This window comes from Lactovum odontotermitis (genome assembly GCF_054658595.1).
On sequence record NZ_BAAGGQ010000033.1, the window covers coordinates 1 to 10,200 of the forward strand.

Sequence of the window (10,200 nt, forward strand, 5' to 3'; positions counted from 1 at the left end):
AGCTCAGTCGGTAGAGCTCGAAGCACAGCTTCGAGGCTGCGGATAAAGACTGACGGAGTCAGTCATCCTTACAAATGCTCTACCAGAGTATTTCACATATTGGACTCCTTAGCTCAGTCGGTAGAGCATTTGACTTTTAATCAAAGGGTCGCGCGTTCGAGCCGCGCAGGGGTCAAAGGATTAACACCATTGGTTGTTTAATTCGCGGATTTGGCGGAATTGGCAGACGCGCTAGATTTAGGTTCTAGTACCGAGAGGTGTGGGGGTTCAAGTCCCTTAATCCGCAGTTTCTGTGACAGATAACTGTCTGTCATAAGAACAAGCCGACTTAGCTCAGTTGGCTCGAAGCACTGCTTCGAGGTACAAGGGATAAAGAAAAGCGCAGCTTTTCCTCCTTGCTACCACTCCTAAAATTAAATATCCAGCGCTAAATAAAGTACTCAACAAGTACGAAATTGGCCGACTTAGCTCAGTTGGTAGAGCATCTGATTTGTAATCAGAGGGTCGCGTGTTCGAATCATGTAGTCGGCAGTTGAAATCTTGGCATCACGAGGTTTCTCAACAATTGCATCACTTACAAAATTTTTGAAAGTCTTGCAAAAAAATAGTATAATATAACTGTGCGAACGTAGCTCAGGGGTAGAGCTCTACCTTGCCATGGTAGAGGTCGCGGGTTCGAATCCCGTCGTTCGCTGATGAAGCAGGCTTAGGTCTGTTTTTTTATTTTGTTTCACAAAAACACGAACATTCGGGAATGTTTTTCTCAAATAATTGTCCAAAACCTGAATATTTGTTCAAATTCTTCTAGAATTATATTGTACTTTCAAGAAAGGGAGAAAATCTTATCATGGAAAAGTTTTTCAAATTAAAAGAAAATGGTACCACCGTTTCAACTGAAATCATGGCTGGTATCACGACATTCTTTGCAATGTCTTATATTCTCTTCGTCAATCCGTCTGTTCTGGGCTCAACAGGCATGCCGGTGCAGGCCGTCTTTCTGGCGACAATCCTGGCATCTATCGTCGGAACGGTTGCAATTGGCCTGATTGCAAACGTCCCGTATGCGCTGGCGCCGGGAATGGGTCTGAACGCGTTTTTCGCCTATACCGTTGTGCTGTCGCTAGGCTATACCTGGCAAGAAGCGCTGGCAATGGTCTTCATCTGCGGTATTGTCAATATCATCATCACTTTCACAAGTGTGCGTAAAGTGATTATACTGGGGATTCCCGAAAGTCTGCAGCAGGCAATCGGCGGCGGAATCGGCATTTTCATTGCTTATATCGGTATAAAAAATGCCGGAATCCTGCAGTTCATCGCAGACCCTGGCACATATGCAAATAATCACGGCACTATCACAGCAAATTCTTCAATAGTCCCGGGACTGGTGAATTTCAACAATGCTGGAGTTCTCGTTGCCTTAATCGGTATTGTCGTGACCATGTTCTTTGTATTGCGCAATTGGAAAGCCGGCATTCTCCTGTCAATTCTGGTGACGACTGTCATTGCAATCATCGCAGGTGTGGTGAAAATAGACATAAACACTTTGTTTACCCAGAATAATCTGGGAACCGCTTTTGGTCAGATGGGACAGACTTTCGGCGCTGCATTTGGTCCGAAAGGCTTCGGGACGCTTTTTTCTGAGCCGAGCAAATATATTGAAGTACTGATGACAGTGCTGGCCTTTGCGCTGACGTCAATTTTTGACCCCATCGGGACTTTCATCGGGACGGGACGTTCAACCGGAATTTTCACAGACGAGGATTTAAAAGACATGGAAAATTCACACGGTTTCAGCTCGAAAATGGACAAGGCGCTTTTTGCAGATATGATTGCAACACCGATTGGAGCAATTTTCGGGACTTCTAATACAACGGTTTTCGTTGAGTCAGTGGCAGGCATTGGTGCAGGCGGCCGAACAGGTTTGACCTCAATTGTGACAGCAATTATGTTTGCGATTTCTTCACTTTTCCTGCCGCTTTTGTCAATTGTGCCGACTCAGGCAACAGCGCCGATTCTGATTGTTGTGGGTGCGATGATGCTAGGGTCGTTTAAAAATATTGAGTGGACGGATTTGGGAGAGGCGATTCCTGCTTTCTTCGCGTCAGTCTTCATGGGCCTGGGCTACAGCATTTCTTACGGTATCGCTGCTGGTTTCATCACTTATATTTTTGTCAAAATCTTCAAAGGTAAAATCGCTGAGATTAAGCCTGTTATCTGGGTAGTAGCAATTCTGTTCGTGCTTAACTTTGTAGTGCTGGCTATTTTATAAGATGTGAAACACGCCCGCATTGAGGCGTAGAAAATTAGGAAATCGCGGTTCTGCCTGTAAGTCAGGTTCCGATTTATCTATTTTCCTAGCCTCAGGCGTGTTGAGCTCATTTTGTAATTTGACAAAATCCTGTCAAGCTTGACGGGATTTTTTGCTGCAAATTTTTGGTACAATAGACGCATGGCAAATATGCTTTTACCTGTGGTTTTCGCGGTAATGACGGCAATTCTGGTTTTGGCTGCTGGGCTGACTTACCGCAAATCCTGGCGCTTGAAAGATTTCCGGACTTTGAAGCTGGGGCGGCTGGTTTTGCGCAGTCTGTTTTTGGGCTTTGTCGCGTTGAATTTTTTGATTGGGACGCTCGCGCTGTTTTTCCCGGAAAGAAGTGATGGCCTGCTGATTGCGCTCGCAATTGAGGTGCTGATGATTTTCGTGGTTGCACCTGTTTTAATCAGTATTTTTATTATTGTAAGTATTATTATTCTGACAATTAAAATGTGGCGGCGTGAGTCGAAGTCAGTGGCAAATCTGCTTTTGCCGCTGGTGATGCTGGCTTTCTTCGCTCTGAGTGCGGTTTATTCCTTTGTCAATGGTCTGCCGCGTGTGCAGTGGGATTGGCTGCGGATTCTGGCGACGATTTATCCGGTTCTGGCCATTTATTTGACCTGGCAGTTCATGGTGTTTTATGTGTCAAGCCGTGCTTACGGCCGGCGGGCAAGAAAATTCACGACGAAATACAAGTACTATGTGGTTCATGGGGCAGGTCTGGTTGGCGGGAAAAAGGTCGGCACACTGCTGGCTAATCGTATAAAGGCTGCGGTTAACGCTGCTGGAGACGATACTGTCCTTGTTTTATCAGGCGGAAAAGGTGACGACGAGCACCTGTCAGAAGCCCAGGCGATGCAGAATTATGCAGTTGATGAGCTCAAATTCCCCATCGCCCGTACCATGCTGGAGGACCGATCACGCACGACCTACGAGAATTTGGTCAATTCTGCCAAGATGATTAATGACAAGTTCCTGATTTTCACTTCAGATTATCATGTTTTTCGGACAGTACTGTTTGCGGCTCAGCTGAAACTGGACGCTCAGGGCGGACCAGGCGGGAAAACCGCATTTTATTACCGCGTGCCTGCTTTTATACGAGAATTCATTGCAGTGTTGAATTCTCAACGAAAGAAGCACATCGTTATTGTGGGCTGCTTCATTGCTTTCTTCGTCGTTCTTGCTCTCTTGTCACTTTGGTTTGCAAGCAAAAATCCTTGAAATGTCTAAAAAATACGAAAAAATCACGGAAACTTGAAACATTTCCGTGATTTTTTCGTATTAAATAATAAGGGGATGTTAGTCGCATTAAATGAAAATCGCAAACTGATAAATTTGCTGGAGGAGATTCCTGAGCGCCGTCAGAAGTTCTTTTGCCCTGCCTGCAAGTCAGAAGTGCGCTTGAAATGCGGCCTGATCAAAATTCCGCATTTTGCGCATGTTTCTCTACAGAATTGTCAAAGTTGGTCGGAAAACGAGTCCGCGCAGCATCTGGCGCTGAAGAAAGCGATATTTGCCTGGGCGTCTCAATCTGTGAAAACTGAAATTGAAAAATATCTGCCGGAGCTTGAACAGACGCCGGATTTGTTAATGTCTGACCAGATTGCGATTGAAGTGCAGTGCTCGCGCTTATCGGTCAAGCGGCTCAGAGAGCGGACTTTGAACTATCATTCACATGGCTATCAAGTCCTTTGGCTGGCTGGTCAGGATTTGTGGCTGGGTGAGACGATGAGTCCCTTGCAGAAAAATTTGCTGTATTTTTCTGAAAATCGCGGCTTTCATTACTGGGAACTGGATTTGGAGAGGTCTTGCTTGAGATTGAAATATTTGATTTATCAGAACCTGCGCGGCCAGCTGAGCTTTTTGACAGAAGAGTTCCATTTTGGAAGTGGTGATTTTCTGGAAATTCTCAGAAAACCATTTTCAGCACAAAAGATGCAATCCCTCACGGTAGAAAATGATGACAGTGTGCATGTGTTTGTCCAGAGAAGTCTTTTTCACCGTGTACCTCATTGGATGGCGATGCAGGAAACTTATTATCTGGCTGGAAAAAACCTCCTGGACGAAAAATTCGAACGGCAGTGGGCTCCGCCAGGCTTGAATATCTTGACAGGCGAGGTGTCAACGGCTGATTTTTGCCAGATTTCACAGGACTTGTCCATTTATTACCAAAACTTTTTGAAACATCCGCAGACTCCGCTGAAGAACAAGGGACATGAACTTTACCCGCCGCGATTTTATGCTATAATATTGTATGGGTTATGTTGAAGATTTAGTGCTGTAATTGGACATCAGCCGGTTATTTTGAATGGTTCAATCGTAATCATTGAAAATGCGTCGGGACAGATTTTACTGCAGGAAAGTCATCACCGTTGGTGATTGCCTGGCGGCTTGATGGAATTGGGCGAGACCCCGCTGCAGACAGCAGCGCGTGAAGTTTTTGAAGAGACCGGTTTGACATCAACTGAGTCAGGCAGATAATGGAGATGTTTGGCAGAGTTGACCATGGCCTATTACACGAAAAAATTTTCAGGGGAAATTGTGGTGGATGAAGAGGAATCAGTTCGACTCGACTGGTTTTATCCAGATAAGATTCCTGAAAATTTTGTAGAGTTTTATCGACAAATCATTAAAGATTATAAGAAAGTTGTGAAAGATGCCTGAAAAAGAAAAGCTCTCACCAGGAATGCAGCAGTATTTAGACGTCAAGAAGGATTATCCTGACGCTTTTTTGCTTTTTCGGATGGGTGACTTTTACGAGCTTTTTTATGAAGATGCTGTAAATGCGGCGCAGATTCTGGAGTTGACGCTGACTTCGCGCAATAAAAATGCTGAGACGCCGATTCCGATGGCTGGCGTGCCGCACAAGGCGGTCATGGAATATGTTGAGAAGCTGGTGAATCTCGGCTACAAGGTTGCAATCGCAGACCAGATGGAAAATCCCAAGGATGCGGTGGGAATCGTCAAACGGGCGGTGACGCAGGTGATTACGCCGGGGACAACGATTGATACCTTGAGTTCCAGTGATAATAATTTTTTGGTCGGAATTGATAAAAATGTGTCAAATTCGGCTTTTGTGCTGGCTTATGTGGATTTGGCCACGGGTGAGTTTAAATATACGGAGCTGGCAGATTTTGCTTCGGTTGCGGGTGAGGTGGCTTCTTTGCGGGCGCGTGAGGTGGTCGCTGGTTTTGAGTTGACGGACGATGAGCGTTCTATCCTGACAAAGCAGCTGAATTTGCTGATTTCAGAGGAGTTTGACGGCGCGGACGTCTGTGAGAAGCTGATGAATTATGTGCGTCGGACGCAATTGCGCGATTTGACGCACATTCAAGAGCCGGTGCATTACGAAATCGCGGATTTTCTGCAGATGGATTTTGCGACGAAATCGGCGCTGGAGTTGACAGTCAACAAGCGCGACGGCAAGAAGTTCGGGACTTTGTACGGGCTGCTGGATGCTACGAAAACGGCCATGGGAACGCGCATGCTCAAGGCCTGGATTGAGCGTCCGCTGATTAATCTGGCGCAGATTCAGAAGCGTCAGGAGATTATTGCGACTTTTCTGGCGAACTTTTTTGAGCGGGCAGATTTGATTGAGGCGCTGAAAGGCGTTTATGACTTGGAGCGGCTGGCTTCGCGGGTTTCTTTCGGAAAGGCGGTGCCGGTGGATTTGCTGCAGTTGGCGAATTCTTTGGCAAATGTGCCGGCAATCCGAAGTGTTCTGAATGTCATGGACGCTGAAGTCTTGTCCGGCCTGATTTCTCAGCTGGATGAGATTCCGGAGCTCTCTGAACTGATAAATTCTGCGATTGATGAAAATGCTTTGCGTGCGATTACAGAGGGCGGGATCATCAAAAAAGGCTATAACAGCCAGCTTGACAAGTATCGCGAGGCGCTGACCGAGGGCAATTCCTGGCGGCTTGAGCTTGAGGCGAAAGAGCGCGAGAAGACTGGGATTTCCGGCCTCAAGATTGAGTACAACCGGCAGGACGGCTATTATTTCCATGTCACGGCTTCGCAGTTAAGCAATGTGCCAGAATACTTTATCTACAAAAAGGCACTGAAAAACGCGACAAGGTACACCACCACTGAGCTTGAGGAAATCGAGACAACAATTCTCGAAGCGCGGGAAAAATCAAGCGCTTTGGAATATGACCTTTTCCAGGAAATTCGGGAAAAAACCCTCCAGTACATCCCGCGCCTGCAGGCACTGGCGGCCACAGTGGCTGAAATTGACTGCCTGCAGAGCCTGGCAACGGTATCTGAGAAGAATCAGTACATTCGTCCGAATTTGACTAAAAACTCGCGGACAGTCAAGATTGACAAAGGACGCCATGCGGTGGTCGAGGCGGTGATGGGCGCGCAGGAATATGTGCCCAACGACATTCATCTGCCCGAGGGGACGGATATTCAGCTGATTACAGGTCCGAATATGTCGGGTAAATCGACTTATATGCGGCAGTTTGCGCTTCTGGTGGTGATGGCGCAGATTGGTTCATATGTGCCGGCCGAGTCGGCAGAAATGCCGGTCTTTGATGCGATTTTCACTCGAATCGGCGCGTCGGACAATCTGATTGGCGGCGAATCGACATTTATGGTGGAAATGTCCGAGGCCAATCATGCGATTCAGCATGCCACGGCGAATTCATTGATTCTGTTTGATGAGCTGGGACGCGGGACGGCGACTTATGACGGCATGGCGCTGGCTCAGGCCATTATCGAATATATTCATGACCATATTCATGCCAAGACATTATTTGCGACACATTATCATGAACTGACCAGTTTGGACAAGACTTTGTCGAACCTGACGAATGTCCATGTGGCAACGCTTGAGCAGAAGGGCGAAGTGACTTTCCTGCATAAAATCGCGGCAGGCCCTGCTGACAAGTCCTACGGCATTCATGTGGCAAAAATTGCCGGTCTCCCGGCAGAGTTGCTGACGAGGGCCGATGTAATTCTGCAGAAGCTTGAGAATCAGTCGCCTGACCTGGTCAAGAAGGAAGAGCCTGAGCAGATGGAACTCTTTGCACTTTCTGTGAATGACTCGAAAAAGTCAGAAGTTGAAGAAGAGCTCAAAGGCATTGACCCGATGAACCTGACGCCGCTAGAAGCACTGAACGTGCTAGTTGAACTGAAAGGGAAAATATAAGGAGATTTCAGAAAATGGCAAAAATTATTGAACTCTCCGAGAGCCTGGCCAATCAAATTGCTGCTGGTGAAGTGGTGGAGCGGCCTGCCAGCGTTGTCAAAGAGCTGCTTGAAAACTCGATTGATGCGGGGGCGAGTAAAATTTCGGTCAAAGTCGAGGAAGCGGGTCTGCGCCTGATTGAAGTCGTGGACAACGGCTCAGGCATTGAATCTGAGGATGTTCCGCGGGCTCTGCGGCGCCATGCAACCAGCAAGCTGAAATCTGCGGCCGACCTTTTCCGTATTCGCACGCTGGGCTTTAGAGGCGAGGCCATTCCTTCAATTGCGGCAGTTTCCGAGCTGACGATTGAGACGAGCGTGGCTGACGAAGCAGCAGGCACACGTTTGTCTACTAAAGGCGGTGAAATCGAGTCTGTCGAGCCTTTTGCAAAGTTCGACGGAACGAAAATCAGCGTGGCAAATCTGTTCTTCAATACGCCCGCGCGCCTGAAATACGTCAAGTCGCTCCAGTCAGAGCTGGCGCATATCACCGACATTGTCAACCGGGAAAGTCTGGCGCATCCTGAAATCAGCTTCACGCTGATTAACGAGGGCAATCTCGTGCTGCAGACGGCTGGAAATGGCGATTTGAAGCAGACGATTGCGCAGATTTACGGCATGAATAATGCCCGCAAGCTGGTGAAAGTGGCGGCTGAGGATTTGGATTTTCAGCTGAACGGCTTTGTGTCGCTGCCGGAGCTGACGCGTGCGAGCCGCAACTATATCAGCATTTTTCTCAATGGCCGTTATATCAAGAACTTTGCGCTGAATCGCGCCATCATCGAGGGCTACAGCTCCAAGCTCATGGTTGGCCGCTTTCCGCTAGTGGTGCTGCAGCTGACGGTGGACCCGCAGCTGGTGGATGTCAATGTACATCCGACCAAGCAGGAAATCCGCCTGTCCAAGGAAAAAGAGCTGATGGCGCTGATTACGGGTGCTATCAGAGAGGCGCTGGTTGAGGAAACTCTGATTCCGCAGGCCATGGAGAACTTATTCGGTCCCGCAGAAGCTGTGAAGACAGAGGTGAGTCACAAAAAGGTGGTTTATGACAATGCCTGCCAGGACTTTTATGTGGAAGAGCCAAGGCCTTCGGCCGTTTACCCCGAGCCTCCTAGCCGGCCTGAAAATGTCGAACGCGAGGTTGAACTGCCGATAACGACAAAAACAACAGAAACGTCTGAAAATCCAACTTTTCCTGAGCTTGAGTATCTGGCGCAGCTTCATAGGACCTACCTGCTCTGCCAGTCGCCCGACGGTTTCTATATCGTCGACCAGCACGCGGCGCAGGAGCGTGTGAAATATGAGTATTGGCGCGATAAAATTGGTGAGGTCAGCTATGACCAGCAAACGCTGCTCGCGCCTGTTCTGATTGATTTGCCTAGAGACGAATTTCTTCGTGTTGCTGCCCGGAAAGCCCAGCTGGAGGAGGCTGGCCTGTTTCTGGAGGAATACGGCGAGTCACAGTTTATCATGCGCGCGCACCCTGTCTGGATGCGTGATGATGAGATTGAGTCCGCGACTTATGAGCTGATTGACTTGCTGCTGGCTGACAAGGAGACCTCTGTGCGGAAATATCGTGAGGACCTGGCTATCATGATTGCCTGCAAATCCAGTATCAAGGCGCATGACCCGATTGACCCGGAAAGCGCACGGGATTTGCTGGCGCAGCTGTCCCGCTGTGAAAATCCATATAACTGCCCGCACGGCCGCCCTGCTGTCGTCAAGTTTACCAATACGGAAATTGAAAAAATGTTCCGCCGGATTCAAGCCAGCCACCAGTCTGCACGGCGCAATGCGCTATTGGACTAGGTCACATCTTAAAGGAAAATTATGTACGAATATTTAACCGGTACAATCGCCAAAATCACGCCGACCTACATCGTCCTTGACGTTGCAGGCATCGGCTACCTGCTTAATGTGGCCAATCCCTACAGCTGGCAGTTAAACGACAGAAAACAGATTTTTGTCCATCAAGTCATTCGTGAGGACGCGCATACGCTCTACGGCTTCGCCAATGAGGAGGAGAAGAAGGTCTTCCTGCGCCTGATTTCAGTCTCCGGCATCGGTCCGAAGTCCGCGCTGGCCATCATCGCGGCCGATGACAATGCAGGTCTCATCGCGGCGATTGACTCTAGCAATGTGACCTACCTGACGAAATTTCCCGGCGTCGGCAAAAAAACGGCTAGCCAGATGGTGCTTGATTTGGCAGGCAAGTTTGTGGCGGCAGATATGCCGGTTAAACCCGCGGCGAATCCTGAGCTTGCTGAAGCGCTTGAGGCGCTTGGTGCGCTTGGCTATAAAGCGGCGGAGCTCAAGAAAGTTGAGCCGAAACTTGAAGCTGAGGCTGCTATGCCGACAGATGCCTACATCAAGCTGGCGCTTAAAATGCTGATTAAGTAGATAGTAGGCTGACAGACTGTGCAGATGTGTACAGTTTTTTGTTTTCTGCCTTATTCTGAAAATCAGGTTGGATATTTTACTGCATGACGATGTATTTCGCAGCTTTTATATTTTATATCTATTCTCATATTTGTTATTTTTGGAGAATAGTTCCTTTTGAATTCTCCGACGGAAAATTTCAATACCAAGTTGGACATTCTCCGAAAACCATGTTTTCATCTAGTTTCTCAGTCGTTTTTTCGAGGAACAACTCATTTGGCGACAAGAAGTTTTTCGACTTTCTGGGATAGTCGTTG

At 48.0% G+C, this 10,200-nt stretch carries 8 protein-coding genes and 4 tRNA genes; all 12 read left to right on the forward strand.

Features of this window, described 5'->3' with window-relative positions:
• Positions 1-102: 102 nt before the first annotated feature.
• Positions 103-175: transfer RNA gene (locus ACYQ2E_RS10935), tRNA-Lys, on the forward strand.
• Between the two features lie 29 nt (positions 176-204).
• Positions 205-286 (forward strand) — tRNA-Leu (locus tag ACYQ2E_RS10940).
• A 172-nt stretch (positions 287-458) separates the two neighbouring features.
• Positions 459-531, forward strand: a tRNA-Thr gene (locus ACYQ2E_RS10945).
• 91 nt (positions 532-622) lie between these two features.
• Positions 623-694 (forward strand) — tRNA-Gly (locus ACYQ2E_RS10950).
• Between the two features lie 153 nt (positions 695-847).
• Complete coding sequence (locus tag ACYQ2E_RS10955; protein ID WP_460018100.1) at positions 848-2,269, forward strand: NCS2 family permease; 1,422 nt, start codon at positions 848-850, stop codon at positions 2,267-2,269.
• A gap of 180 nt (positions 2,270-2,449) precedes the next feature.
• Positions 2,450-3,535 carry a YdcF family protein gene (locus ACYQ2E_RS10960; RefSeq protein ID WP_460018101.1) on the forward strand — a complete coding sequence of 362 codons (1,086 nt, stop codon included), beginning with the start codon at positions 2,450-2,452 and terminating at the stop codon, positions 3,533-3,535.
• A gap of 75 nt (positions 3,536-3,610) precedes the next feature.
• Positions 3,611-4,582, forward strand: coding sequence for a competence protein CoiA (locus tag ACYQ2E_RS10965; RefSeq protein ID WP_460018102.1), 972 nt, complete (start codon positions 3,611-3,613; stop codon positions 4,580-4,582).
• Positions 4,583-4,705: 123 nt separating this feature from the next.
• Positions 4,706-4,795: an NUDIX domain-containing protein gene (locus ACYQ2E_RS10970; RefSeq protein ID WP_460018103.1), complete on the forward strand. Its 90-nt coding sequence runs from the start codon at positions 4,706-4,708 to the stop codon at positions 4,793-4,795.
• A 9-nt stretch (positions 4,796-4,804) separates the two neighbouring features.
• The gene (locus ACYQ2E_RS10975; RefSeq protein WP_460018104.1) at positions 4,805-4,978 is read left to right on the forward strand and encodes a hypothetical protein; all 174 of its coding nucleotides are present in this window, start codon (positions 4,805-4,807) and stop codon (positions 4,976-4,978) included.
• Positions 4,971-7,466, forward strand: a complete 2,496-nt coding sequence (gene mutS / locus ACYQ2E_RS10980; protein WP_460018105.1) for a DNA mismatch repair protein MutS — start codon at positions 4,971-4,973, stop codon at positions 7,464-7,466. Before ACYQ2E_RS10975 ends, mutS begins: the two co-directional genes overlap by 8 nt.
• A gap of 14 nt (positions 7,467-7,480) precedes the next feature.
• Positions 7,481-9,313, forward strand: coding sequence for a DNA mismatch repair endonuclease MutL (gene mutL, locus ACYQ2E_RS10985; protein ID WP_460018106.1), 1,833 nt, complete (start codon positions 7,481-7,483; stop codon positions 9,311-9,313).
• A gap of 21 nt (positions 9,314-9,334) precedes the next feature.
• Positions 9,335-9,904: a Holliday junction branch migration protein RuvA gene (ruvA, locus tag ACYQ2E_RS10990; RefSeq protein WP_460018107.1), complete on the forward strand. Its 570-nt coding sequence runs from the start codon at positions 9,335-9,337 to the stop codon at positions 9,902-9,904.
• The last annotated feature ends 296 nt before the right edge of the window (positions 9,905-10,200 follow it).

Bases quoted from the DNA above. Each gene is read 5' to 3' on its own strand.
- ACYQ2E_RS10960 (WP_460018101.1), top strand. From the start codon at position 2,450: ATGGCAAATATGCTTTTACCTGTGGTTTTCGCGGTAATGACGGCAATT.
- ACYQ2E_RS10965 (WP_460018102.1), top strand. From the start codon at position 3,611: ATGTTAGTCGCATTAAATGAAAATCGCAAACTGATAAATTTGCTGGAG.
- mutS (WP_460018105.1), top strand. From the start codon at position 4,971: ATGCCTGAAAAAGAAAAGCTCTCACCAGGAATGCAGCAGTATTTAGAC.
- mutL (WP_460018106.1), top strand. From the start codon at position 7,481: ATGGCAAAAATTATTGAACTCTCCGAGAGCCTGGCCAATCAAATTGCT.
- ACYQ2E_RS10955 (WP_460018100.1), top strand. From the start codon at position 848: ATGGAAAAGTTTTTCAAATTAAAAGAAAATGGTACCACCGTTTCAACT.
- ruvA (WP_460018107.1), top strand. From the start codon at position 9,335: ATGTACGAATATTTAACCGGTACAATCGCCAAAATCACGCCGACCTAC.